General features: G+C 61.6%; 24 protein-coding genes, 1 tRNA gene and 1 pseudogene. 14 read left to right on the top strand and 12 right to left on the bottom strand.

Annotation, left to right across the window (positions count from 1 at the left end; genetic code table 11):
- The first annotated feature begins 245 nt into the window (after window positions 1-245).
- On the top strand, window positions 246-2,216 hold the full coding sequence (locus GWE18_RS29505; RefSeq protein WP_275189324.1) for a HAMP domain-containing methyl-accepting chemotaxis protein: 1,971 nt from the start codon (window positions 246-248) through the stop codon (window positions 2,214-2,216).
- Window positions 2,217-2,404: 188 nt separating this feature from the next.
- On the opposite strand, the gene GWE18_RS29510 is transcribed toward GWE18_RS29505, so the two are convergent.
- Window positions 2,405-2,758, bottom strand: coding sequence for a DUF3175 domain-containing protein (locus GWE18_RS29510; protein ID WP_275189246.1), 354 nt, complete (start codon window positions 2,756-2,758; stop codon window positions 2,405-2,407).
- Window positions 2,759-3,186: 428 nt separating this feature from the next.
- On the opposite strand from GWE18_RS29510, the gene GWE18_RS29515 reads away from it, so the two are divergent.
- From GWE18_RS29515 to GWE18_RS29525, 3 genes are all read left to right on the top strand, one after another.
- Complete coding sequence (locus tag GWE18_RS29515) at window positions 3,187-4,656, top strand: MFS transporter (protein WP_275189325.1); 1,470 nt, start codon at window positions 3,187-3,189, stop codon at window positions 4,654-4,656.
- A 6-nt stretch (window positions 4,657-4,662) separates the two neighbouring features.
- Window positions 4,663-5,499: a trehalose-phosphatase gene (gene otsB / locus GWE18_RS29520; RefSeq protein ID WP_275189247.1), complete on the top strand. Its 837-nt coding sequence runs from the start codon at window positions 4,663-4,665 to the stop codon at window positions 5,497-5,499.
- A 196-nt stretch (window positions 5,500-5,695) separates the two neighbouring features.
- Complete coding sequence (locus GWE18_RS29525) at window positions 5,696-7,156, top strand: trehalose-6-phosphate synthase (protein ID WP_275189248.1); 1,461 nt, start codon at window positions 5,696-5,698, stop codon at window positions 7,154-7,156.
- A gap of 177 nt (window positions 7,157-7,333) precedes the next feature.
- Here GWE18_RS29525 and GWE18_RS29530 read toward each other — a convergent pair whose 3' ends face one another.
- Window positions 7,334-7,681, bottom strand: a complete 348-nt coding sequence (locus tag GWE18_RS29530) for a hypothetical protein (protein WP_275189249.1) — start codon at window positions 7,679-7,681, stop codon at window positions 7,334-7,336.
- Here GWE18_RS29530 and GWE18_RS29535 point away from each other — a divergent pair.
- The 4 genes from GWE18_RS29535 (at window position 7,674) to GWE18_RS29550 (ending at window position 8,662) form a co-directional block, all read left to right on the top strand.
- Window positions 7,674-7,823 carry a hypothetical protein gene (locus tag GWE18_RS29535; RefSeq protein WP_275189250.1) on the top strand — a complete coding sequence of 50 codons (150 nt, stop codon included), beginning with the start codon at window positions 7,674-7,676 and terminating at the stop codon, window positions 7,821-7,823. The genes GWE18_RS29530 and GWE18_RS29535 overlap by 8 nt on opposite strands.
- A gap of 57 nt (window positions 7,824-7,880) precedes the next feature.
- A tRNA-Ser gene (locus GWE18_RS29540) sits at window positions 7,881-7,970 on the top strand.
- A 71-nt stretch (window positions 7,971-8,041) separates the two neighbouring features.
- On the top strand, window positions 8,042-8,278 hold the full coding sequence (locus tag GWE18_RS29545; protein ID WP_275189251.1) for a hypothetical protein: 237 nt from the start codon (window positions 8,042-8,044) through the stop codon (window positions 8,276-8,278).
- Between the two features lie 21 nt (window positions 8,279-8,299).
- Window positions 8,300-8,662, top strand: coding sequence for a hypothetical protein (locus tag GWE18_RS29550; RefSeq protein ID WP_275189333.1), 363 nt, complete (start codon window positions 8,300-8,302; stop codon window positions 8,660-8,662).
- Window positions 8,663-8,679: 17 nt separating this feature from the next.
- On the opposite strand, the pseudogene GWE18_RS29555 reads toward GWE18_RS29550, so the two are convergent.
- The 5 genes and pseudogenes from GWE18_RS29555 to GWE18_RS29575 form a co-directional block, all read right to left on the bottom strand.
- Window positions 8,680-8,838 (bottom strand): annotated as a pseudogene (locus GWE18_RS29555) (nitroreductase); the annotation flags it as partial.
- 67 nt (window positions 8,839-8,905) lie between these two features.
- Window positions 8,906-10,021 carry a murein L,D-transpeptidase family protein gene (locus tag GWE18_RS29560; RefSeq protein ID WP_275189252.1) on the bottom strand — a complete coding sequence of 372 codons (1,116 nt, stop codon included), beginning with the start codon at window positions 10,019-10,021 and terminating at the stop codon, window positions 8,906-8,908.
- Window positions 10,022-10,048: 27 nt separating this feature from the next.
- Window positions 10,049-10,726 carry a nitroreductase gene (locus GWE18_RS29565; protein WP_275189253.1) on the bottom strand — a complete coding sequence of 226 codons (678 nt, stop codon included), beginning with the start codon at window positions 10,724-10,726 and terminating at the stop codon, window positions 10,049-10,051.
- Between the two features lie 450 nt (window positions 10,727-11,176).
- Window positions 11,177-11,815, bottom strand: coding sequence for a 2-dehydro-3-deoxy-6-phosphogalactonate aldolase (locus tag GWE18_RS29570; protein WP_275189254.1), 639 nt, complete (start codon window positions 11,813-11,815; stop codon window positions 11,177-11,179).
- A complete protein-coding gene (locus tag GWE18_RS29575) occupies window positions 11,816-12,730 on the bottom strand; it encodes a 2-dehydro-3-deoxygalactonokinase (RefSeq protein ID WP_275189255.1) in 915 nt (304 codons plus the stop codon). It abuts the gene before it with no gap.
- A 252-nt stretch (window positions 12,731-12,982) separates the two neighbouring features.
- Between GWE18_RS29575 and GWE18_RS29580 the strand changes: the two genes are divergently transcribed.
- Complete coding sequence (locus tag GWE18_RS29580) at window positions 12,983-13,942, top strand: tripartite tricarboxylate transporter substrate-binding protein (RefSeq protein ID WP_275189256.1); 960 nt, start codon at window positions 12,983-12,985, stop codon at window positions 13,940-13,942.
- A gap of 40 nt (window positions 13,943-13,982) precedes the next feature.
- On the opposite strand, the gene GWE18_RS29585 is transcribed toward GWE18_RS29580, so the two are convergent.
- On the bottom strand, window positions 13,983-16,607 hold the full coding sequence (locus GWE18_RS29585) for a VCBS domain-containing protein (protein WP_275189257.1): 2,625 nt from the start codon (window positions 16,605-16,607) through the stop codon (window positions 13,983-13,985).
- A gap of 247 nt (window positions 16,608-16,854) precedes the next feature.
- On the opposite strand from GWE18_RS29585, the gene GWE18_RS29590 reads away from it, so the two are divergent.
- Both GWE18_RS29590 and GWE18_RS29595 read left to right on the top strand, forming a co-directional pair.
- On the top strand, window positions 16,855-17,502 hold the full coding sequence (locus GWE18_RS29590; RefSeq protein WP_275189258.1) for a FecR family protein: 648 nt from the start codon (window positions 16,855-16,857) through the stop codon (window positions 17,500-17,502).
- Window positions 17,503-17,593: 91 nt separating this feature from the next.
- Window positions 17,594-18,463: a tetratricopeptide repeat protein gene (locus GWE18_RS29595; RefSeq protein WP_275189259.1), complete on the top strand. Its 870-nt coding sequence runs from the start codon at window positions 17,594-17,596 to the stop codon at window positions 18,461-18,463.
- Between the two features lie 60 nt (window positions 18,464-18,523).
- Here the strand turns inward: GWE18_RS29595 and GWE18_RS29600 are convergent, their stop codons facing one another.
- Window positions 18,524-19,504, bottom strand: coding sequence for a tripartite tricarboxylate transporter substrate binding protein (locus GWE18_RS29600; RefSeq protein WP_275189260.1), 981 nt, complete (start codon window positions 19,502-19,504; stop codon window positions 18,524-18,526).
- A 652-nt stretch (window positions 19,505-20,156) separates the two neighbouring features.
- Here GWE18_RS29600 and GWE18_RS29605 point away from each other — a divergent pair.
- On the top strand, window positions 20,157-21,185 hold the full coding sequence (locus GWE18_RS29605) for a trypsin-like peptidase domain-containing protein (RefSeq protein ID WP_342804309.1): 1,029 nt from the start codon (window positions 20,157-20,159) through the stop codon (window positions 21,183-21,185).
- A gap of 103 nt (window positions 21,186-21,288) precedes the next feature.
- Here GWE18_RS29605 and GWE18_RS29610 read toward each other — a convergent pair whose 3' ends face one another.
- Window positions 21,289-21,591 (bottom strand): hypothetical protein, encoded by a 303-nt coding sequence (locus tag GWE18_RS29610; RefSeq protein ID WP_275189261.1) that lies wholly within the window; start codon window positions 21,589-21,591, stop codon window positions 21,289-21,291.
- 471 nt (window positions 21,592-22,062) lie between these two features.
- Here GWE18_RS29610 and GWE18_RS29615 point away from each other — a divergent pair, with 471 nt between their 5' ends.
- Window positions 22,063-22,332, top strand: a complete 270-nt coding sequence (locus tag GWE18_RS29615; protein WP_275189262.1) for a hypothetical protein — start codon at window positions 22,063-22,065, stop codon at window positions 22,330-22,332.
- A 144-nt stretch (window positions 22,333-22,476) separates the two neighbouring features.
- On the opposite strand, the gene GWE18_RS29620 is transcribed toward GWE18_RS29615, so the two are convergent.
- A complete protein-coding gene (locus GWE18_RS29620; RefSeq protein ID WP_275189263.1) occupies window positions 22,477-23,052 on the bottom strand; it encodes a hypothetical protein in 576 nt (191 codons plus the stop codon).
- A 101-nt stretch (window positions 23,053-23,153) separates the two neighbouring features.
- Window positions 23,154-23,618, bottom strand: coding sequence for an Lrp/AsnC ligand binding domain-containing protein (locus GWE18_RS29625; RefSeq protein WP_275189264.1), 465 nt, complete (start codon window positions 23,616-23,618; stop codon window positions 23,154-23,156).
- Window positions 23,619-23,778: 160 nt separating this feature from the next.
- On the opposite strand from GWE18_RS29625, the gene GWE18_RS29630 reads away from it, so the two are divergent.
- A complete protein-coding gene (locus tag GWE18_RS29630; RefSeq protein ID WP_275189265.1) occupies window positions 23,779-24,792 on the top strand; it encodes a 1-aminocyclopropane-1-carboxylate deaminase in 1,014 nt (337 codons plus the stop codon).
- Window positions 24,793-24,823: the final 31 nt, after the last annotated feature.

The following is a 24,823-nucleotide window of genomic DNA, read 5'->3' on the forward strand; positions in this document are numbered from 1 at the left end:
CCCCGCCGCTACGCGGCGACCCTCCCCCTCCAGGGGAGGGTGAACTACGGTCACCCAGCTCCCCCTTGCTAATTTTGCCCGGATTTACGCACCCTTATCCATTCTGCCTTAACTTTGCGCACCGGATTGGGGGCTGGGCCTCCCGATGCCTGTTTTTCAGAACGAAAACGGGGTGTGACGTGCGATTCCTGAAACGTAGCGGCTCGTCTCTCAAGCTCCCAACCCTGCGGTTCCGCGCCAAAATCATGCTCGGCTTTGCCGTCGTGCTGGCGATCTCGGCCGCCAGCATGGGTTTTGCCTATCTTGGATTCGAGCGCGTTTCCGCCGGCGTCGATTCCTACCGGCGCAGCGTGCAGGAGGCTGACCTGTCGCGCGACATCGACCGCGAACTGATCTCCTATCGCTCGCTCGCCCGCTATTTCGTTGCGACCGGCAAGGAAGAGGACGGCAAGGCGGCGCTAACAGCCGAAACCGGGCTGAAGGACGCGATCATTGCCTCGATGAAGGGGACTACCAACCCGACACGGCTCGAGCAGGTCGTCAAGCTGGAGCGCGAGTTCCGCGCCTTCACCAAGATTTTCGCCGACATCCTCAAGGTCAAGGACGAGAGCGCGCGCATCACGCAAAACCAGCTCACGCGCACCGGCAACTCGCTGCGCTACAAGCTCGATGATCTCCCGAGCAATGCCGACGATGACGAAATGCCGGTGATCACGCTCGGCACGAAGAAGGTGACCGAGCAGTTTCAAGCGGTCACGGCGCTCGCCAACACGTTCGTCGTCAATTCGGACAAGGCGGTCGCAGCCAGTGCGCTGGCGCGCCTGAAATTCGTCGAGAACTCGCTGAAGGCGATTTCGTCGAAAAATGAAAAGATCCTCGAGGGGATCAAGGAAGTCGGGGGAATGCTGGAGGAATACCGGCAGTCGCTCACCAAGCTGGTCGATAATGCCAAAGAGATCGATGAGCTGACGCTGGAAATGACGGAGTCGGCCGCCGCCATCAACAAGGGCTCAGGCGCCATGAAATCGGACTTGCTGGCCGACCAGAAGCGGCTAGAGGCTGAATCGGATGCGACCATCGGCGAGACCGAGCGGCTGATCCTGATCCTCGCCGCCGGCGGCTTCCTGCTTGGCTGCGTCTGGGCATTCCTGCTCGGCAAGGGTATTTCCAAGCCGATGACGGCGATGTGCAACGCGATGCGCAAGCTCGCTGCGGGCAATTTCGAAGTCGTGCTGCCCGGCCTCGGCCGCAACGACGAGCTCGGCGAGATGGCGAGTGCGGTCGAGGAGTTCAAGGTCCAGGCCATCGCCCGGGCCGAGCGCGACGCCGCCACCCAGGAAGCGCAGAACAAGGCGGCGAGCGCCGCGCGCCGCGCCGAACTCATTCGCTTCGCCGACGAGTTCGAAGCTGCGGTCGGCGCCATCGTCTCCAACGTATCGTCGTCGGCCGTGCAGCTCGAAGGCTCCGCCGGCAAGCTGACCCGGACGGCAGAAACTACCCAGAGCCTGTCAAGCCAGGTCGCCAGCACATCGGAAGAAGCTTCCAGCAACATGCAGTCGGTGGCATCAGCAACCGAGGAATTGTCGGCGTCTGTCGACGAGATCGGACGGCGCGTCAAGGAATCCAGCCAGATTGCGGAAGCCGCCGTCCGTCAGGCCGAACAGACCGACGGGCGGATCGGCAAGCTGTCGCGTGCCGCACAGGAGATCGGCGACGTCGTCAAGCTGATCACCGCGATTGCCGAGCAGACCAATTTGCTGGCGCTGAACGCCACCATCGAGGCCGCCCGCGCGGGCGATGCCGGCCGCGGCTTCGCCGTGGTTGCGTCCGAGGTCAAATCGCTCGCCAGCCAGACTGCGAAAGCGACCGACGAGATTTCCAATCACATCTCGGGCATGCAGGGCGCGACGCAGGAATCGGTCGCCGCGATCAAGGAGATCGGCGGCACCATCGGCAGGATCTCCGACATTGCCTCGACCATCGCCAGCGCCGTCGAGCAGCAAAGCTCGGCGACGCAGGAAATTGCGCGCAGTGTCCAGAACGTCGCGCAAGGCACGCAGGAGGCCGCCGCCAACGTCATGCACGTCAACCGCGGCGCGACCGAAACCGGCGCGGCCTCCGAGGAGGTGCTGAATTCGGCGCGCACGCTGTCGCGCGAAAGCACGCGCCTGCGCGAAGAGCTCGATCGCTTCATGGCGAATATCAGGGCGGCGTGATTTTCGATTGTCGCTCCAAGCAGAGCGATGTGCTGAGAGAGCGGCCTGAGCGAGTAGCCCGGATGGAGCGAAGCGAAATCCGGGAGCGATGTCGCGGATGCACTGACCCCGGATTGCGCTTCGCTCCATCCGGGCTACGAATTAAGTGACATCCGCGTGCCCTCCGCGTTCGCAGGGACGACGCAGAGTTACTCCCGCCCGAACTGATGCTTCAGTTCGACCTTCGCGCGCTCCAGCCGCGTACGCTGCGTTTTTGGTAAGGTCTTGCCGGCACGGTTGATGTAGAAAGTCAGCATCGACAGCGCCGATCGATACGCGCCCGACTTGCGGCGCGAGCTGTGCTCGGCGGATCGCTTGAGCGACGCCGCGATCTTCTTTGCGCTGGTCAGCTTGAAGACACCGCGTTTCAGATCGAGCGCGTCGCTTTCACGGGTGACCCGTTGCGACCATCGCTTCGGCGATGATTTCTTTGCGGTTGTCGTGCGGCTGCTTTTTCGGGCCGCGGTCTTTCGTGGGCGGGTGGTCTTGCGTCGTTCGGCCATGTTCAGCTCCATCTGCTGTTTTGCCGAGAACGGCCGCCCGATCGTTCGGTTCCTCGTCGTTCTTCGAATGACGGCAACAGTGCATTTACAAGTCGCTGCGCCGCGAATGCGCCCGATGACAGGCTGCGCGAAGCAATCCATGCTTCCGCTTGCCGCGCGATGGATTGCTTCGCTGCGCTCGCAATGACGCGAGGGAACGCTCGGCGACTCCCACACACGCGCAGATCATGACAACAGCTATGCAATTTCGCCACCCAAATACTCCCGGAACCCCAGTCCTCCGAGGGAGTTATCTCGGTGTCGGGCATCATGTTTGCCGCAATTTGACGTGAAAACCCTGGGGCTGGGGCGTTCCGGGGTGTTTTTTCGTTGGTCCAATCGGATGGTTGCGAAAGTGAGTTGCGAAAGTGATAAGGCATGGTGCGGCGGTGGATGAGAGCGCCTCCATTTCCGCACGGCTGAAGCAGGATAACGAGGGCGTTGTCGAGACCAGCATCCCTGCGCGGCTCGATTGCTTGCGCTGGGGCGGCTTTCATACCCGTGTCGTCACCGCGCTCGGCATCACCTGGATTCTTGACGGGTTGGAGGTCACGCTTGCGGGCGCTTTGTCGGGCGCGCTGAAGGAAAGCCCGACGCTGCAGTTTTCGAATTTCGATGTTGGTCTTGCCAATAGCGCCTATCTCGCCGGCGCCGTGCTCGGCGCGCTCGGTTTCGGCTGGCTGACGGACCGGATCGGGCGTAGGAAGCTGTTCTTCATTACGCTCGCGCTCTATCTCACCGCCACCGCAGCCACCGCGCTGTCGTGGAACGTGGCAAGTTACGCGCTGTTTCGCTTCCTGACCGGGGCCGGCATCGGCGGCGAATATACCGCGATCAATTCGACGATTCAGGAATTGGTACCGGCGCGTTATCGCGGCTGGACCGATCTCGTGATCAATGGCAGCTTCTGGATCGGGGCTGCGATGGGCGCGGTCGCCGCCATCGTGCTGCTCGATCCCAACCTGCTGGCTCCGGATCTCGGCTGGCGGGCGGCCTATTTCATCGGCGCCGCTCTCGGCCTGATCGTCTTCGTGATGCGGATGTGGATTCCGGAAAGCCCGCGCTGGCTGATGGTCCATGGTCGTCCCGAGGAGGCGCACGCGATCGTCGACGGCATCGAGAGGTCGTCGACGAGACATTCGGATCATGCGGCCGATGAGGTGTTCCCGAAGATCAGACTGAAGATGCGCAGCCACACGCCGCTGGGTGAGGTGGCCCGGACGTTGTTCACGACCTATCGGCAACGCTCGCTGGTCGGGCTGGTGCTGATGGCCTCGCAGGCGTTCTTCTACAACGCCATCTTCTTCACCTTCGCGCTGGTGCTGACCGACTTCTTCGGTATCCCCTCCAACGATGTCGGCTGGTACATTCTGCCCTTTGCGGCAGGCAATTTCCTGGGGCCGCTGCTGCTCGGGCGGCTGTTCGATACCCTCGGCCGTCGCACGATGATCGCGACCACCTATGGCGTGTCGGGTGTCCTGCTCGCGCTATCGGGCTATCTGTTCTCGATCGGCGCTCTGAGCGCGCAGACCCAGACCATCGCCTGGATGGTGATTTTCTTCTTTGCCTCGCCGGCGGCGAGCGCTGCCTATCTCACCGTCAGCGAGACGTTTCCGCTGGAGGTGCGCGCGCTCGCCATTGCGCTGTTCTATGCGATCGGAACGGGCATTGGCGGCGTGGTAGGACCGGCGCTGTTCGGCGCCCTGATCGATACCGGATCGCGCAACAGCGTTTTCGCCGGCTACCTGTTAGGGTCGGCATTGATGATCGTGGCCGCGGCCGTCGCGTGGCGATATGCCGTTGCGGCCGAGCGAAAATCGCTCGAATCTGTCGCACGGCCGCTAGCATGTGTGGAGTAGGATGAAATGAACGAGGATCTGGCCGAAATGCCATTGGAAGATGATATCGTCCGTGAAGAAGAGGCCGTGGCGGAAACCGTTCCGGTACCGCGCTCGCTGGTGCCGCACTTAAGCGAAACCGCCATCCTGCTCGACATCGACGGCACGCTGCTTGATCTGATGCCGACGCCGCGCGAAGTCTGGGTGCCGCCAGGCTTGGCGAAGACCTTGAATCGCCTGCTGGTGCGAACCAACGGCGCGCTGGCACTGGTCAGCGGCCGCTCGCTCAACGACATCGACCTGATTTTCGCGCCCGATCTATTCCCGGCAGTCGGCGGCCATGGCGCCGAGATGCGGATCGAGCCGGACAGCGAGGCGGTGGCCGCCCACGCGCCGCCGATGGACAAGGAATTGAAACGACGGCTGGCGGCGATTGCAAAGCTCAGTCCTGGAATATTGCTGGAAGACAAGGGCTACTCGCTGGCGCTGCACTACCGTCTCGCGCCGCACGCCGAGAAGGCGATCTATGCCGCGGTGTCGCTGATCAGGGCGGATCTTCCCAACGCGCCGATCGAAGTGCTGCCCGGCAAATGCGTCTGCGAGATCAAGCATTCCGGCTTCACCAAGGCGAGCGGCGTGCGCGAATTGATGACGCGCGAACCTTTCAAGGGCCGCCGTCCGTTCTTCATCGGCGACGACGTCACCGACGAGACCGTCTTTGCGATCATGCCTGACCTTGATGGCCTCGCCTTCTCGGTCGGCCGTCGCGCCAAGGGCGTGGCCGGGCATTTCGACGCGCCGAGCGACGTGCGTGAGTTCCTCGCGCATCTGCTTGACGACGAAAGGGACGCATCACTGCCATAATGTTTTTCGTCTCGACCGGTTTCGAACACAGATTCTCACGCTTCACGCCGAGGTTCGCGGCAAATTTTATTTTTCGTGAGTTCCGGTGAGTTCCGGCACTGAGCAGCCCGAATTTGGTTTCAATTCGTTGAAAGGGTGATCAGGAACCATATTGATGAACGGTTGTTAACGCGAGCGTACCAACGGGAGGGGACCTTTGAACCTCGTCGTCGTTTCTAACCGCGTTTCCCGCGGAAAACCCAACGAACCCATGACGGGGGGACTCGCGGCGGCTTTATTGCCGATCGTCGAGAAGTCCGGTGCTATCTGGGTGGGTTCCAGCGGAAGGGTCCGTGACGGGAACCAGAAGGAACCGTTCGCCGAAATCGAGGCCCTTGGCGCCGGCGCGCTGGCGATGCTGGATCTGCCGGCCGCGCATTACGGCGGCTATTACGAGGGTTTTGCGAATTCCGCATTGTGGCCGGCGCTGCATTCGCGCGCCGATCTGATCCGCGCCTCGCAGGAGGACTATCTCAGCTATCGCGAGGTGAACGCCTTCATGGCGCGTGCGCTCCTGCGATTCCGAAAAGCGGATGCCGCGTTCTGGATTCAGGACTACCATTTCCTCGCGCTCGGCGCCGAACTGCGCGATCTCGGCGTATCGGAGCCGATCGGCTTCTTCCTGCATACGCCGTGGCCGGCGCGTTCGGTGATATCAGGCGTGCCGCATCATCGCGAGCTGATCGAGGCGATGCTGGCCTATGATCTGATCGGTTTTCAGACCGAGGAGGATTGCGAGAACTTCCTGTCCTACGCGCAGTCCGACCTCGGCCTTGTCGTGCATGACGGCGTCATCATTTCGCGCCACGGCCGGACGCGCGCCGCGGTATTTCCGATCGGCATCGATCCGCAGCAATTCGCCCAGTTGGCGACGAAGGCGTCGACCCATCCTGATGTCTCGCGGCTGCGGCGCAGCCTGAACGGCGAGAAGCTCGCGATCGGCGTCGACCGGCTGGATTATTCCAAGGGCCTGATCAACCGCATCAAGGCTTTCGACCAGATGTGGACCCTGCATCCATCGCTGGCGCGCACGGTGTCGCTGCTGCAGATCGCAACGCCCTCGCGCGGTGCAATCGAGGCCTACGGCAACCTGCAGAGCGAGGTCGCCAAGCTCGTCAGCGACGTCAACGGCATGCATGGCGAAGTCGATTGGACGCCGATCCGCTATCTCAACAAGGGCTACGGCCAGGCCGTGCTCGCGGGCCTCTATCGCACCGCGCAGGTCGGCGTAGTGACGCCGTTGCAGGACGGCATGAATCTCGTCGCCAAGGAATATGTCGCGGCACAAAACCCGGTCGATCCCGGTGTGCTGGTGCTGTCGAAATTTGCCGGCGCCGCCAACGAGCTCGACACTGCGTTGCTGGTCAATCCGCATGATATCGACGGCATGGCGCGCACCATCGCGATCGCGCTATCGATGCCATTGACCGAACGGCGGATGCGCTGGGAAGCAATGATGGCAAAGCTGCGCGGCCATACGATCCAGCAATGGTTCGCCGACTTTGTCGAGGCGTTGCGCGAATGCCAGCTTGACAGGAACGAGTTGGCACCTGTCATGCCCGAGCCCGCCCTATGGCCGCTCCGCTCCGCCACCAATGGCGGCGCGCGGTACCACTAGAGTCTGCAAGCTATTTCCCGTCGCCCTGAGGAGCGGCGCCTTCGCCGCGTCTCGAAGGATGAGGCCCGACTGTGGCCTCATGGTTCGCCCGGCGATGCGAAGCATCGTCCGGAGACGCGCTTCGCGCTCCTCACCATGAGGGGCGGAGACGGGCACTGGCAATCTAAGTGATCGCGCCTAATAGCAATACGACACGCCATCGAGCACCGGACAGCGCGCCTTGTTGGGCGCGCTCGGATTTTCCATCGGCACCATGCCCTTGCCTGAGCCGGAGCCGGCGAATACGCCGGGGCCGATGACGACGGACGATTTGTTGCCGATGATAACGCTCGGATGCGGCGAGGCCAGCCTCGATCGCGAGCCATCGGCCCAGACGATGGCGTCGCCCGCGAAGATGCCGCGCCGGCCGTCGTCGCAACTCACATCCACGCCCTGCCGGGTGCAAGCCTGCGCCATTGCCGGGCCGGCCGCGGCCGCTGCCAATGCCGGGATCAGGATCAAGAGCAGGAGCGTCCGTGTGATCATCGTGCCAGTCTCCACCGATTGCGGTGCCAATATCGTCGTCGATCATGGCCGGATTCCGGTTCAAGCGCCCGGCGAACGCCGATCATTCGATGCCAACCGCGCCGAATTGCCAAATAAATTCAACCAGTTGGGGAAATTTTAGCGGCTGCGCCCAGCGTCCCTTGCAAAATCAGTCCTGCCCCTTCAAGAGAGGGCCTCCGGAGAGATGGCCGAGTGGCTTAAGGCGCACGCTTGGAAAGCGTGTGTGCGGGAAACCGTACCGTGGGTTCGAATCCCACTCTCTCCGCCAGCCAACTATGTGCCCTGCAAACGTCTCCTCGTCTGTCGGAACCCGTAATTCCGGAGTTTGGTTATTGGCTGATGGCAGAACTTGTCGCCAACGCCGAAATGCTGATCCGCCGGCCGGTCGCGGAGGTGTTCGGACGGATTACCGCCAGGCTGATCGATGGGAGGAGCGCTCGCGCGCGGCGAACGAGTATCGCCGACGTGGACCGAAGCTCGCTGGGACCGGCGATCGCCGCGCGCGAGCGATCTGATATTGCGACCGCGGGCACGACGATCCCGCCAGGTTTGCCATATCCATTACGCTTGAGCTGATGTCCGGCCGAAGGGGGCCCAATGACGAAACTGACGCTTACCCTATCCGCGCTTTACTTGGCCCTTGTTGGCCTGGCGCTGATGTTCTTTCCGATACAGTTCGGCCGGGATGCCGTGCCGACGGATGCTGCACCCGAACTGCTTGCGCTGCTGCGGCTTCTCGGCGGACCGTTTCTCGGCATCGCCGTGCTTAACTGGCTGTCGAGAAATGCCGAGCCCTCCACGCTCCGTGTCGTCCTGCTCGCGAACATCGTCGGCTTCGGCGCCGTCGCGGCTAACGACATTTGGGGCGTCGCCAGCGGTGAAGCGCGGGACATCGCCAAGCTATTTCTGGTTATCCATCTGCTCTTCACATCGGCCTTCGTGGCGGCGGCCGCTCGCTGAGGCAAATTCTGAGGTTCCAAGGCGGTCGCCAGGGCGCCGCAATCGAAGGGCGTATCGTCGCTGCCGTGCAGCACGCGGTCATAGGTCACGATCACGCATACGGGCGCGTCGAATTGACGGAAGCCGCGCAGCGCCTAGTCCTGGCGCTTGTCCTTGTTGTCGCGCTTGACCCTGATGAGCCGACGAAATGTCGATGCCAAGCGTGGTCTGCTGATGACCCCATCGCTGACGTCGGACAAGAGCTTAGCACCGGCCCGACGGGAAGCTGGCACGAGCCGCATCACACACAACCGGTTTGGAGAACGAGGTGCCAAACCATTTGCTGGTCAACGAGCCATCGTTGTCGATCCAGGGGATCGGGGGCAATTGCGGCAGATAGGATGCATACGGCATTACTTTCGCAAGCGTCACTCTGCCCGGAAACTGTGCGAGGAACGCCTTGTTCATTCCGCCGTCCAGTCCGCTGTAGATCGGGGCAGCCGGCAAATTGTCTTCAAGCAATCGCGCGTATTCGAGCTCGTCGGCGCGCCTCTTCTCCAGCGCCCGCCGAGCGATTTGCGGATTGACGACGAAGGGGGGACATTTTTCGGCAGGGTTGAACACAAGAGGGGACGGCGAATTCGGGGGAGGTTGCGCATCGAATACATAGCGGCGGTTGCACACATCCACCCTCGGTTCGAGTTGCGTCGTCTCGAAATGATCGTTGCCGATCTTGAGCATTTTCCAGAAGGAGAGGTTCGGATTATTTCGATGCCGCGCCAGATTCGCTGGCGTCAAGCGGAACGGATAGGCCTGGACCTGGAACGACGGCCGGCCGCCGAGGAATGAGTCACGCGCCAGCGAATAGATCTCGCTTATCTGTTCGTCTGTCATGGCATAGCAACCGCTCGACCAGCAGTCGCCGTGAATCATGAGGAAGCTGCCGTCGCGCTTGTTAGCCCTGTCGAATTTGTTGGGGTAGCCGAGGTTGATCGAAAGATGGAAGTTTGAGTTGGGATTCATCAAGTCAGGTGTAACTGTATAAAACCCCTCTGGGGCTTGACGGTCGCCCTCATGCAATTTCGGCCCGAGATCGCCCGACCACCGACAGATCGGATAGGTCTTGAGGATCTGGAAACGGCCGGCAGAGTTCTGTTTCCAGACTTCAAGCTCCGCCTCTTCCTTGAACAGGCGCACGACGATAGGTGAATTTTTTTCCATCTTCTTCTGTTGGAGCAGCGAGAGCAGCTCGGGAGGTAATTCCCTTGTTGCCTTGGCCGGCAACGCATTGCTGCTTTCGCCACGGCACGTGACCGGCGTCAACGCCGCGGCAAAGGCCGCCGTCAGCACAAGTGCACGTCGGACCATGGCGCGGATCACTGCTGTACCTTCCGCCCGCGCGCGCCGCTAATTCTCGAACCCGACAAACACCGTGGCCTCCTCGACGGACCTCCGCTCCGACACCACCGCATTCGCCGGAAAAGTTTCATCCGGCCAGCCCAGCGCGATGCTTTTCATGATGACCTGATCGTCGGCGATCCCTGCGTGCTCGCGCACCACGGGGGATTGCATGATGCCCTGGCTGTTGATCACGGCGCCGAGCCCGCGCGACCAGGCGGCATTGACCAGGGCGGTCGCCACGGCGCCGCAGTCGAACGGCGTATCGTCGCTGCCGTCGAGCACGCGGTCATAGGTAATGATCACGCAGACGGGCGCGTCGAATTGGCGAAAGCCGCGCAGCACCCAGTCCTGGCGCTTGTCCTTGTTGTCGCGCTCGATTCCCATCGCGGAGAACAATTGCTTGGCGACGCCGACCTGCCGGTCGCGGTGCTTGCCTGCAAAGGCCTGACCGGTGCGGAACTCGCGCGACTGCGGGATGCCCGCCACCATCCGCTCGGTGTTGCCGGCGCGGATCCGGTCCAGCGGTTCGCCTGATATGACGTAGAAATTCCAGGGTTGGGTGTTCATCGACGACGGCGCGCGCATCGCCAAACCAACGATTTCCGCAATCAGCGCTTTGGGTACTGGATCAGGTTTGTAACCGCGGATACTCCGGCGACCGAGAATAACGTCATCAAACTGCATCTGTGCCGAATTCCCCTGACAAGTTCTGAAACAGCCCGGATTTTCGCGGTTTCTGCATCCTCGCGCAAGCGACAGCGGCGTGTCCTCAACGGTCCAGCCACGCGGAACATGATCGCACCGATATTGCGCACACGCAGTCGTTTAGCGAATTCTGGGATGATGAAATTGTGCCGCTGATTTGCCCGACGTGTCAAGTTTTCGGTCCAAACCTTCGGTTGCGGCGGCCGCCGGCTACTTTGCATGGGGTTGTTTTCGACATTTTGGTGGAGCCGTGGCGACCGGGCGCGATGGCGCCGTCCGGAAGGCGCGTAGGCTTTTCACGCTGTTGCTCAAATCGTGGGTTTTGGTCTGGAAAGGTCGAAAATTCTTGATCTTTCAATGTGGATTGACTGACACTCTCTCCGCCAGCCGCCTTCGCTGATGCTTCGGCGCGGCAAGCCGCCTCGCTGCCTACCGCGCCTGTTGAATCGCCCTTTCGTACGCGTCGATCGTCGCCTTGGCGCGAATAGCTACTTCCGCCGCTGTCATGCCGGGCTTGTAGAGGCTGCTGCCGAGTCCGAATGCAAGAATGCCGGCCCTCGTATAGTCCGCGAAGTTGGCGTCGGAGACGCCGCCCACGGCGGCGATCATCAGGTCGGCGGGAAGAACGGCGCGAATGGCGGCAATTCCCGCGGCTCCAAGCACGCTCGCAGGAAAGAATTTGAGGCTGGAGGCGCCGGCCTTGGCAGCAAGCAGCGCTTCCGTCGGGGTAAAGACGCCCGGCATCGTGACCATGTCGCATGCCCGGGCTCGGGCAATGATTTCGGGATCGACGTTGGGGGTGACCAGGAGCCGGCCGCCGACGTCATGGAGCCGCTCGACCGCTTCCAGCGTCAATACGGTGCCCGCACCAACCAGAATTTCGGTGGTGGCCTTCTTGACGGCGATCTCGATGGAGCGGAACGGATCCGGCGAGTTGAGCGGGATCTCGATCGCCGTCATGCCGCTGTCGATCAGCACGCTGACAATATCCGCCGCTTCCTCGGGCCGGACGCCGCGCAGGATCGCGACCAACGGACGCTTCATCGGGGGGAACGGGACAACGCTCATTCATACACTCCAAATCGACTCAGCGGCCATCGAGAGGCCGCGACGGACCGCATCCTCGGCACCGATTGACCGGACGGAGACGGAAACCGTATCAAACGCCACTTGGTAAAGCATCTGAAGCCGCCCTGACGCCACCAGCGTGATGCCGGTCCTGGGGACGTCTCCGGCGAGCCCGGCCGCAAGTTCAAGGCCGATCAGGGTGCCGGATATTCTCTCGCGGGCCGAGGCTGGCTTGCCGCCGTAGAGGAGCTGCCCCGATCGCACCTGGAACAGCAGATTGGCGGCGAACGCAGGCGTCTCAAAGGCGGCCATGACTGCCGACTTGAAGGCGTCGATGTCTTCCGCTTCATCGGCGCCGGCTACCGCGTGGGACAGGATCGTTTCGCGCGACGCGACGCTAAACAGCTCGCCCGTCATGAACGTGGCGAAGCGTTCGACGGTCGCCCCACGCGCCCTGACCCACTTGGAATGGGTGCCCGGCATGCAGACGACCGCGTCACCTGCCGCGTCTAAACCCAGGGCACCTAATAGCTGGGTTTCCTCGCCCCGCATGACATCCGGCGCCTTGGGGTCGCGTTGTGCGATTCCTGGAAGGATCCGGATGTCGCGGTTCTGTCCCCGCACCGGGACGGCATGCTTCAGGATCGATGCAAGCGGCGCCGGCGTGTCGACATATCCGGCTTCAGCCCAGCCCTGCCGGGCGCCGGCCATGCCGCATACGATAACAGGCAGCCCATCCGCGGCGCTGACGGCCTGCAGATGCGATTGCAGCACGGTGGGAAAGCCAAGCTTGCCCGCTGCCATCATGCCCTCGTGGCTGCGCCGTTCCCTAAGGACGTTGCCGCCCCGATCGACGAGCCAAAGCCGGAAACTGCTCGTGCCCCAATCGACCGCGACGTATGCAGCCTCGCTCATTTTCAACTCGGTCCCGATGCCATCTGCGCCTCAAGGACATCGTATCACGCCGGTCTGCCGGCGAGCTACGCTCGCTTTACAATTGATTTGCAGAACGGCAATCAGCATGATCCGAAGTCATGCGGCGCCACGCTGTTTTCAGCGGCGCGGCTTCGCCAACGAGCGCACGTCCGCAACAATGCGGCATAACAACAAAAAGCAAAGACTTTGGAGGACACCGTCGTGATCAATCTTCCATTTAGAAGCGCCCTCATGGGCGTTGGTCTCCTGATTGCGGCGCTTTCGCCGCAGGCCCACGCGCAATCGTCTAAGACCGTGACGCTGGTGGTGCCTTTTGCGGCCGGCGGCGGCACAGATACCGTCGCTCGCCTCATTGGCGAGCGAATGTCGCGCACGCTCGGCCAGACCGTCATCATCGAGAACGTGGTCGGAGGCGGCAGCACGCTGGCCAATGATCGCGTTGCCCGGTCGGCGCCTGACGGTTCGACAATCCTGATCAATCATGTCGCGTTGCTCGCGGCGCCCAGCCTGTTCACCAACCTGCGGTATGATACGAAAACGGCGTTCGAGCCCGTCGGCCTCGTCAACAACGCGCCGATGGTCCTGATCGGCCGCAAGTCGATCCCCGGCGAGGGCCCGAAGGACCATGTCGCCTGGATCAAGGCGCAAGGCGACAAGGCGAACTTCGCGCATGGTGGTCTCGGGACAAACAGTCATTTGTGCGCCGTGATGATGGGCAATGTGCTCGGCTTCAAGCCGACGGTCGTGGCTTATCGCGGATCAGCCCCCGCGATCTCCGACCTCCTGGCGGGGCAGATCGATCTGCTGTGGGATCAGGTGACCAACGCGCTGCCGCAGATTCAGGCCGGAACACTTCACGGCATCGCCATTACGTCGTCAAAACGTCTCGAACAGTTGAAGGACGTGCCGACCACCGCCGAGCTCGGCATGCCCGAGGTCAGCTACTCGATGTGGCATGGGCTCTATGTGGCAAAGGGTACGCCCAAGGAGACCATCAATGCGCTGAATTCGGCGCTCCGCGCGGCACTCTCCGAGCCAGAGCTATTGGAGAAGCTGAAGCAGCTCGGAACCCTGCCATTTCCCGAAAACGAGCTGTCGCCCGAGGCACACGCGCGCCTGTTCGCCAGCGATCTGACGCGGGTGGCCAAGCTCGTTGAAAGCTCGGGAATCAAGGCGAGCGAAGCGAAGTAGGGCGGCATGGAAGGGCTGCGCTTAAACTGGCGCAGCTCCATCACACGAGCAGATCGTGCGGCGCTTGGGTAGTGACAGCGATACCCGGCTGGTTCCAACTGAAACCGTCGGACCATTGTGCAGACAGTTCGATCGTTTGGGCTGTCTCTGTCGTCGCCGGCGGTACACTGGCTCCTGAAGCGTCTTCGGGGGAAAGGTCGATGACGTCAGAAGTTTTGACGTCGGACATCTTGTCCTTGAAGTGAAACGTGTCGTCGGCGCCGTTGATCGTGATCGTCACTTCCTGGGCGGTGCCGTCGATGGTGGTTACCGTGAAGGTGTCGGTCAACGTGTCGCAGTCGTTCAGTGCCTGCACGTCGCAATTGGCGTTGTCGAGCTTGTAGATCCAGACGCCATCCGCCGTCATTGTGAAGGTGCCATAGCCGCCATCGCTCGCCTTCGGCCAGCACACCTCCGTGAACGTATTGGGCGTGTTGTCTACGTCGGTATCGGTGAGCGTGCCGGTCGTGATCGGCGTACCGTATGTGCAAGCGCCAGCTTCGGTTACTGAACCGGTCGTGGCGCCGCAAATGACGGCGGCGTCGTTGGCGCCGTTGATGGTGATTGTCACCACCTGCGGGGTGCCGTCGATGGTGGTCACTGTAAAGCAGTCGGTTAGCGTGTCGCAATCGTTGAGCGCTTGCACTTCGCAATTGGTGTTGTCGAGCGTGTAGGTCCAGACGCCATCCGTCGTCATGGTGAAAGTGCCATAGCCGCCATCGCTTGGCTTCGGCGAAGCGATCGCCGTAAAGGTGTTGGGAGCGTTGTCGACATCAGTATCAGTGAGCGTGCCGGTCGCGGTTGGCTTGCAAGATACCGAATTGGCCACGCCGCCAGCCTCGATGACCGAGCCTTGCTTGGTTCCGCAAATGATCGCGGCGTCGTTGGTACCGTTTATGGTAACCGTCACCAGTTGCTCGGTACCATCCAGGGCGGTCACCTTGAAAGTGTCGATCAACGTGTCTCCGACATTAAGTGCCTGCACCGCGCAATTGCTGTCGTCGAGCATGTAGATCCACACGCCGTCCGGCGTTATCGTGAAGGTGCCATAGCCGGCGTCGCTAGCCGTCGGGCAATTGACCGCCGTAAAACCGGACGCGTTGTCGACATCGGTAGCGGTCAGCGTGCCGGTCGCGGTCGGCAGATCGCACTTGGTGCCGCCGTCCTCGGTCACGGAGCCGGTCGTGGTGCCGGAAATGACTGCTGCGTCGTTGGTGCCGTTGATGGTGACTGTCACGACCTGGGGGGTGCCGTCGATCGTGGTCACCGTGAAGGAGTCGGTCAGTTTATCGCCGACATTGAGTGCCTGCACCGCGCCGTTGGAGTCGTTGACCGTGTAAGTCCATACACCAGCCGCCGTCATCGTGAAGGTGCCAAAGCCCTGCGCGCTCGCGGTCGGAGTGTCAACCGTCATAAAAGTATTGGGCGCGTCGTCGACGTCGGCGCTGGTGAGCGTCCCGGTGGCGCTCAGCGTGGCGAGCGCGACGTTAGCGACGCCGCTGGCCTCAATCGCCGTGCCATCGGTGGCGCCGGAGATGATGGCCGCGTCGTTGCTGCCGTTGATGGCGATCGTAAAGGGTTGATTGGCCGAGAGCGTGCCGTCGGATACGGTGACCATGAAGTCCGTGGTGGTGGGCTCGGTCAGCGCATTGATCGCGTCATTGTCCGGAACGAACGTATAGGCGCCGGTCGTGCTGTCGACGTAAAGCGTGCCGTAGGGACCAGCGTTCGATACATCGTACGTCACCCCGTCGATGACGGTGCTGCTGGGGTTTCCCCCGCTGATGCCGAAGGTCAGGGTAGCGTCGCTGTTGGGGCTACTGGCAAGGAAAGTGCCGCTTGTCGTGGTGAACACGTCAAAGACCGTGGTGTCGATTTCGGTCGGCCCGACCACGGCATTCAGCGTCGGCGGCGTCGGCGGCGGAGGCGGCAGTTGTCCGATAATCATCTCCGGGCTTGATGCGAGGATCACCGCGGGCAAAGCAGGCAGTTCCTGCTCCGGGGTAGAGTCATCAATCTGAATGAAATTGATCGGTTGCACCGGTAGCCGCTCGAGGGGAGGAGGCGTGCTCGATCCCGTCGACCCCAGTCCCTTCTCGTAGATGGCGAGCGCCTCCTGCTGGGCCGCCTGCAGTTCAGCCATTCGCGCAGCGGAGTTTGTGCTCTGACTGACGCTGACTGAGGACCCCTGCGAACGCAGGACGATAGTCTGTCCAGGATCATCAACGACGAAGTGTCGCGGGATCACCTCCTTGGTGACCAGCTCGAATGAGCCGTGCTCGAGGTCCTTGTATGTGATGTTGCCATCGTCCAGGAATGTGACGCCCGGGTCGGCGGCCTGGACCTTCTTCGTAAGCGAGAAGGTCAGTGCCGTGAGCCACAGCATGCCGAACCTGCCGGCATGAGCCCGGCTGCGAGGACCGCCGCCCGGAACTTGAGCGGCCGTGCAGGTCGCACGCCCGAGGGGGCCTGAACCGGCCGCGGTCTGAACGTTGCCGATAATTTGGGGAAGCGGAGCAGCCGCGGCCTTACGTTCGTCCCCAGTCTCGGCGTGGGACCCGACAAGCATGGCTTCAACCCCCGCCCCTCGTGCGAAATTTTCGTAGTCTGGCTTTGCCCAGCCCATGAGGTCAAAATATTCAGGTCAAAATAGCTTAGCGCGGCCAGCCGAAGGCTAGCCGCCAAGACTCCAAGCTACCCCAATCCATGGCCGGTAGGCTTTAGGCTCAAAAGGAGTAATACTTTTGAGCAGTGATAGAATAATGCCTTCCCCCGACATCGGGTCTAATGTTGGGGCTAATGTCGCCTTGGCCGACGGTTCAAAGCGACCGTGAGCGCTCTCTCGGACAAGATCTTCTCAGGAAGGGGGGATCATGTGGACGCATGCTATTGCTGCATTGATGACAGGCTTCGTTCTGGCGACAGCCGGCTTTTTCGCCGGGCCGGCTCACGCGCAAGTCAGGCCCGCCGTTCAGGATCTCGCGTCAAAACCAATCGGAAAAATTGTTGTCGCCACGGGTTCGGTCACACTTGAACGCGCGAGTGCGATGGTCGTTCAGGCCAGCACCTCAGGTCAAGCCGGTCAGGCGAAGGTAGGTGATCTCGTCTATCAGGGCGATGTCGTTGCGACCGGCGCCGACGGCCGGGTCGGTATCAACTTCACCGACGGCACGTCGTTCAACCTGTCGAACAACGCGCGCATGGCATTGAACGAGTTCGTGTACGATCCAAATAGTCTATCCAACTCGACCTTGTTCAGCCTAACCAAGGGAACCTTCACCTTTGTCGCGGGCAAAGTAGCGAAGACCGGCGATATGAAAGTCGACACGCCGGTCGCGACCATGGGCGTTCGAGGCACCACGCCGCGCATCGAAATTTCGGATGACGGGACAGTCAGATTTTCCACCCTCATCGAAGAAGGCAAAAGCAGGGTCACGCCAAAGCCGGGCGCACCAGCAGCACAGCAACCGGACCAAAAGCCCTATCCAAAATCAAATCTGAACATCTGTCGGGGATGCTAGGCCCATTCGCGTTGTGAAAGACCTGTCAGCGAACGAGGTCTCGGGAGCTCAAATCGACGGCAGCGCGAGTGCCAGGATCGGAGAGCCTGATATGAAATGCACAGCGAGCGGGCGCGTCATTCAGGGCCTTGCGCCTGCTTTTGCCTTGCTGCTGCTCGGTTCGCCGGCTGCCGCGCAGAATCCCAAGAAGGGCGGCAATCTGGAGAACATTACGTTGTGCAATGGCTCGGATCGCGCGTCGTTTGCAGCCCGAATCAATGGTTGCACGGCGTTCATCGATTCGGGTCAGGGTACGGCGACGGCGCTTGCGATTGCCTATAACAATCGTGGCAATGCCCATACGGCGAATGGAGACATTGACCGCGCCATCCCTGACTTCGATCAATCGATCAAGCTCGATCCGACTTACGCAAAACCCTTCAACAATCGCGGCGCGGCTTATTTGAGGAAAGGCGAATACGACCTCGCCCTCAAAGCTTTCAATGAAGCGATCAGGCTGAATCCGAACTACGGCAGAGCTTTCGTCAACCGTGCCGGAGTCTACCTGAAAAAGAACGAGTATGATCGCGCGGCGCGGGACTACGACGAGGCAATTCGCCTTGAGCCCAATCTGGAAGCCGCGTGGAGCGGACGCTGCTGGACCCGGGCCATCCTTGGCTCGTTGCAAGCTGCGCTTGAGGACTGCAACAAGGTGCTTCAGTCATGGCCGAACGACGTCGCCACGTATGACTCGCGTGGACTGATCCACCTGAAGATGGGACAAGCTGCCGCGGCGATCGACGATTTCAGTTCCGCACTGCGGGTAGATCCGAAGCTGGCGGGTGCGCTCTATGGGCGCGGGCTCGCCAGGCTCAAGAGCGGCGATAAGGCTGGTGGTGATGCCGATATTTCCGCGGCAAGGACGATCCAGGCCGGAATCGAAGACGACTTCATGCGCTATGGCGTGCGCGCGGATAACTGATCAGCGCGCACGGCGCGGCGAACTCGCCATGAAAGCGGGTGCCGCGCCTGCGCTACTAGGCTAATCCAGCTTCACGTTCGCCTCGGTCACGACCTTACGCCAGCGCTCGATTTCCGATGAAACCATTTTCGCGAACGCAGGACCCGTGACATCGGGGACGTCGGAGCCGTTGCGCTCCCAGGCTTCCTTGATGGCGGTCGTCTGCATGGCCTTCTGCACTTCCTTGGCCATCTGCTGGACGATTGCCGGCGGCGTGTTCTTGGGTGCGAACAGGCCGTACCAGGTCGACACTTCATAACCGGGCAGGCCTGCTTCCGCGGCGGTCGGAAGATCGGGGAATGCAGCCACGCGTTTCGGCGCGGCGACCGCAAGCGCGCGCAACTGCCCGGCCCTGACGGGCCCGGCCGACGAACCGAGCCCGTCAAACACGACCGGCACGTGGCCGGCGATGAGGTCCTGCATCGCGGGCCCGGCCCCGCGATAGGGGACGTGCTGGATGTTGGTCTTGGTCAGGATCTTGAACAACTCGCCCGCTAGGTGATGCGTGGTACCGGCTCCGGCAGAACCGTAGTTCAATTTGCCCGGATTGGCCTTGGCGTAGGTGATGAATTCAGCCAGCGTTTTGGCAGCGACCTTCTCGGGATTGACGACGACGACCTGGGGCGGCCGCGCGACCAGGGCAACTGCAACGAAGTCCTTCTCGAAATTGTAGTCGAGATTGGGATAGAGCGACGGTGCAATGGCGTGATGCGCTGCGCCCATGAAGAAGGTGTAGCCATCCGGCGCGGCCTTCGACGCCAGCGATGCGCCAACCGTGCCGCCCGCGCCGGCGCGGTTCTCAATCAGCACGCGTTTTCCCAACTGGCTGTCGAGCTGGGCTGCGAGCGGGCGGGCAAAGGCATCGGTGCCGCCGCCGGCCGCGAACGGGACGATGAAGGTGATCGGCTTCTCCGGCCATGATTGGGCCTGCGCCTGGCCGGCTACGGCGGATGCGACCGCCAGAACTGTAAACAGGACGCACCGAACAACGCTTGGCTTCACGGGATTTTCCTCCAGCTATTGCAGATTGGCGCCCGCCATTGGCGGCGCGATGGTGATTTTTTGCTTCCCTGGTTCCGGTGTTAGCCCGGAATAGGCAGAGTAGCCAGCCCCTACCGTATGCAAGATGCCACGCATGATCCATCAAAATGAGCGGCCGGAACGGGCAGGCACCGGGGCGTTTGGTCGCTCCCGCAGACAGTGGCGCCTCCAGTAAACGGCTGCGCCGAGGCAAATCCGGGGACGCAGCGAGCGTAAACGGCTATTGCGCGCGGATTGGGGCGGAAACGCCGGGACGAAGCGGCAGCACGATCAGCAGCACGGGAAACAGCAGCGGCAGGAAATTTCGGCCTCCTCGCGCGGTCCAAATGGACTCCGGTTGCAAAGGTGAATAAGCTCGCCCTGGGTGTGTGGGGAAAACATTTATGAAATGCCGTGCTGTTGCGGCCGCAGTCTTGCTGTTTACGATATTTGCCAATTCGAATGCGGATGCGCGCGGACCCTACGGTTCGATCAGCGTCGGCAACTGGAAGGGCGGAGCGTACACCAACGACCAGACCGGATCATTCTCGCATTGTGCTGCAGGCGCCAATATGCCAGCGGCGTCTATTTTGTCGTAATGATCGACAGCGGCGGCGGGTGGAGCCTCGGCTTCATGCATGAACAATGGAGGCTGACGACCGGGGAGGCCTTTCCGCTGACCCTGACATTCGATGGCCAGCAACCGTTCAACGTTCATGGCGTCCCGATCGCCGACAAGCTGGTTCGCGTGCCGATGCCGAGCAACTCTTCGCTGATCAGCCAGTTCCGGCGGGCGAAGGCCATGACCGCCTATACGCAAGGACGGCTCTTCCAGTTCAATCTCGACCAGACCGGGCAGCTATTGCCGGTATTGGTGAATTGCGTCGCCAAGATCAGGCAATCTGGATTGGCCGGTGCCGGCGATTTCTCGGTCCTGCCCGCCGCCAAGCCGGTCGCCGCAGCGGCGACGTCTGAGTCTGCGCCGGCCAGGCCGGACAGGTTGTTCGACCAGACCGGCACCGGCTTTCTGGTGAGCACGAACGGACACCTCGTGACCAATGCGCATGTCGTCCAGGGATGTGTCGGTGACATTCAGGGCAATCTGTCCGGCGAGGCGCCCGCCAAATTGCGCCTGGTATCGAGCGACGAGACCAACGATCTTGCGCTGCTGCAGGTGACGGGCTCGTTCAGGGACGTCGCCAAGATCAGGGACAAGGCGATCCAGTCCGGCGACAGCGTGGTCGCGATCGGCTACCCCTTTCATGGACTGCTGACATCCGATTTCACGGTGACGACCGGGATCGTGAGCTCGCTCAGCGGCCTCCTGAACGATACACGCTTCCTGCAGATCAGCGCGGCCGTTCAGCCCGGCAATAGCGGCGGGCCGCTTTTGGCCTCGAGCGGCGACGTGGTCGGCGTGGTCGCGGCGAAACTGAATGCCATCAAGTTCGTGAGGGCAACGGGCAACATTCCCGAGAACATCAATTTCGCCATCAAAACCGGAGCCTTGCGGGATTTTCTCGATAACAGCGTGGTGCCGTATCAGATTTCGGACGCCAAGGCCGAACTGAAGACGACCGACATCGCGCGCAACGCGCGGGCGTTTACGTATCTGATTTCCTGCAAGGCCAAGGCGAAGGAAAAAGAGACCGTAAGGAATTAGAGCGCCTGACGTCGCTCGGCCGCGAACGCATCCGCAGCGTGCCACCATAACGATCCGCTAGCCCGAGAACTGGGGCGCGGGGCCCGCCAGATGGCCGGCAGGCTTACCGCGAATTGCGGCTATGCGCGGTCTGGGCATTCCAGCTACTCCAGCTCACGCTGGCGAGGCTTCGCTGGTCGGTTGCAAGCGGCCGCCGGGTCTGCCGCTCGTAGGCGGCGATGATGTGCTGCGATTGCCGGATTTTCTGCTCGAGTTCGGCAATGGTCTTCTGTGTCTTGCCGGTCCTGCTCGATAGGGAAGGCTCGCCCACCATGAACCTGGCGGTCTCGATGTTCTTCAAGGTCTCGCGAAGCTTCTTGAGCTGGGCGCGGTGCCACGCAATGGCGCTGTCACTGTCTACCGGCATGCAAACCCTCCTGATTCGTGGCCGAATCTAGCACGCATCGGGCAAGTTGGGCCAAGGGGTGGCGGCCGTAAGTCATCGGAGGCCACCGGTTTCGCATGACGCGATTCGCGCCGTTCCCGATTTCGACCCTTTTTTGCCATCGAAGCGACCGCGGGCGAGCCTTCAAACAACAAACTTGCATGGCGAGCTGTGCTCAGCGCGGTCCCTCATATCGTCCTGGCGGCAGAATGCCGGCCCGGCGCAATGGAGCGTGCGATGAGCGAAGTTGAGTTCGATCGAATTGTCGATGCTGTGCGGAAGGAAATCGCGCTTGCACCGGCCGTGAAATCATTGGCCGGGCTGCGGGTTGCCGATGGGCGAGCGACGACCTCCGGCGACAAGTTCGCGTCCAGGCGCCACGCTCCCATAGTCAGAATTCGCCGCGTGGGCGAGGGACGGAAGCGATACAGGTGAAGTGATATAGGTGAGCTAATGGAACGATCGGTGTTCGAAGTCGTGAAGGCGCCGCTGGGTTGGTCGGTGTTTGCCGACAACGTCAAGATCGGCGGTGTCTACGATTCGCGGGGCGCCGCCCTCGAAGCCGCTGTACTGGCCGCGTCCTATACCGTCAGCGACGGCGGCGGTGTTCAGATCAACGTGCCTGGCGCAGAGGAAGAAAAGCCGAGATGGGCCATCGCATTCGACATCGCGAGCTCCATCCTGCCAACGAGGAGCGGGCGCGAGCGAGGCGGTTCACGGTAAAGTCCGTGTGAGGGCAATCGCTCGACTTTGACTGATAGGCTCCGCTCCATGGGAGGAATTTCAAACTAGCCTGAGCTTGTCCGCGCAGTCGCGAGCCATGCGTGGATCGACACTGGCCGCCGTCGGCTTTCCGCCGGCGGCCTTTCATTTCAGATCGTCGAACGGCGATACCGCGGGGCTGCCGACGCGCATCCGCTTGATGCGGCGTACCGCCATCGGCGTGCCGTCCGACTGGTACTGCAACTCGTATTTCTTGCCGTTCTTGTCGACCGCGGTGCAGGTGATGCTGGAAAGTTCGAGCGTCACGAAGTTTCCGACCTGCTTGCAGAGGCCGGCGGTCGATTCGATCGACGGCACCGGCAGCCCATCGGTCCTCGGCCTGTCCTTGGATTTCAGCAGCATCCGGTCGATCGGTAATTCGTACAGATTGGCCTCCGGCCTTCGCCCGTTGTCGCCGGAAAATGTGATAATGTGGCTGGTGTCGTCGGGATCGTCGAGCGCGACGGTAAAATTCGCGCGGCCTTCCTCGGTCTGGAAGAAGGCAACGGCCCGGCAGGCAAAGTCCCGTCCCGCGACCTTGAGCGTGCTGCACTTGCCGGACATCATCGCAAAGATGACGGTATCGGGCTCTTGCCGGTGAAGTTCGTCCGAGGCGCGGACCGGCGTTGCAATGAAAATGATGGCAAGGGCGAAAGCCTGCCGGCAAAATTTCATGGTCATGCTCGGTTGATAGGACATAGCGCGCTGTGTGACCAGAGTCTCGCCAGGTTCCGGCGAGACCATCGGGGCAAGGTAGCCCGGTGTTGCGATGCCGAACGCCGTCAGAAATCGAGCGGTGCATTGTCGACCACTTCCTTCATGACGAAGAAGGTTCGGGTTTGGCGGACGCCCGGCAGCGCGATCAATTGTTCGCCGTGGATGCGGTTGAAACCCTCCATATCGCCGACGCGGATCTTGAGGAAATAGTCGAAATCGCCGGCCACCAGATGGCAATCGAGCACGAATTTCAGTTGCGCGATCGCCCGCTCGAAGGCGGCAAAGCTCTCCGGCGTCGAGCGATCGAGCACGACGCCGACCATGACGAGCGCCCCCTTGCCGACCTTGCGCGGCGCCACCATCGCCCGGACCTGGGCGATATAGCCTTCGTCGAACAGGCGCTGGGTGCGTCGGTGGCAGGTTGCGGCGCTGACGCCGGCCGTTTCGGCCAGTTCGGCATTGGTCCATCGGCCGTTATTCTGCAGCAAACGCAGTATCTTAAGGTCGATGCGATCGAGCCTGCCGCCCATGAAATAATCTCTCATATTTTTGTATAATTACGGAAGGATAAACAGCATAGGCCGACAAAGACATGGGATTCACGCAAATTAACTGCTAATTTTGAGAGCACCTTTCCATAGCGGGGTGATAGGGCGTTCCCCGGATCTCAGACCATCAACGGGGACGACGATGCTGCAGAAATTCGAACGCTATCCGCTCACCTTCGGGCCCACCCATATCGAAAAACTGGAGCGGCTGTCGCGGCATCTCGGCGGCAAGGTCGAGCTCTACGCCAAGCGTGAGGACTGTAATTCGGGGCTTGCCTTCGGCGGCAACAAGCTGCGCAAGCTCGAATACATCATTCCTGATGCGATCGCTTCCAATGCGGACACGCTGGTTTCGATCGGCGGCGTGCAGTCCAACCACACCCGCATGGTCGCGGCGGTTGCGGCCAAGATCGGCATGAAGTGCCGCCTGGTGCAGGAAAGCTGGGTGCCGCACGAGGATGCCGTCTACGACCGGGTCGGCAACATCCTGCTCAGCCGCGTCATGGGTGCCGATGTGCAGCTGGTCGATGAAGGGTTCGACATCGGCATTCGCCAAAGCTGGGAAGAGGCGATCGCGGATGTGAAGGCCAAGGGCGGCAAGCCCTATGCGATCCCGGCGGGCGCCTCCGTGCACAAATATGGCGGGCTCGGTTATGTCGGCTTTGCCGAAGAGGTCCGGGCGCAGGAGAAAGAACTCGGCTTCGCCTTCGATTACATCGTGGTCTGCACGGTCACCGGCTCGACCCATGCCGGCATGCTGGTGGGATTTGCCAAGGACGGCCGCGCGCGCAAGGTGATCGGCATCGACGCTTCGTTCACGCCGGCCCAGACCAAGGCCCAGGTGCTCGAGATCGCCCGTGGCACCGCCAGCCTCGTTGAATTGGGTCGGGGGGTCGTCGAAGATGATGTCGTGCTGATCGAGGACTATGCCTACCCGGCCTATGGCGTTCCCTCCGAAGAGACCAAGGAAGCCATCCGGCTATGCGCGCGCCTCGAAGGCATGATCACCGATCCCGTCTATGAGGGAAAATCCATGCAGGGCATGATCGATCTCGTGAACAAGGGCTATTTTCCGAAGGGATCGAAGGTGCTCTACGCCCATCTCGGCGGCGCGCCGGCGATCAACGGATACGCTTACACCTTCCGCAATGGATGAGGCGGCGCAAATTCCAGTTTGATTCGGAGAC

Origin of the sequence: Bradyrhizobium sp. CSA112, assembly GCF_029051645.1 — a bacterium.
Classification (GTDB): domain Bacteria; phylum Pseudomonadota; class Alphaproteobacteria; order Rhizobiales; family Xanthobacteraceae; genus Bradyrhizobium.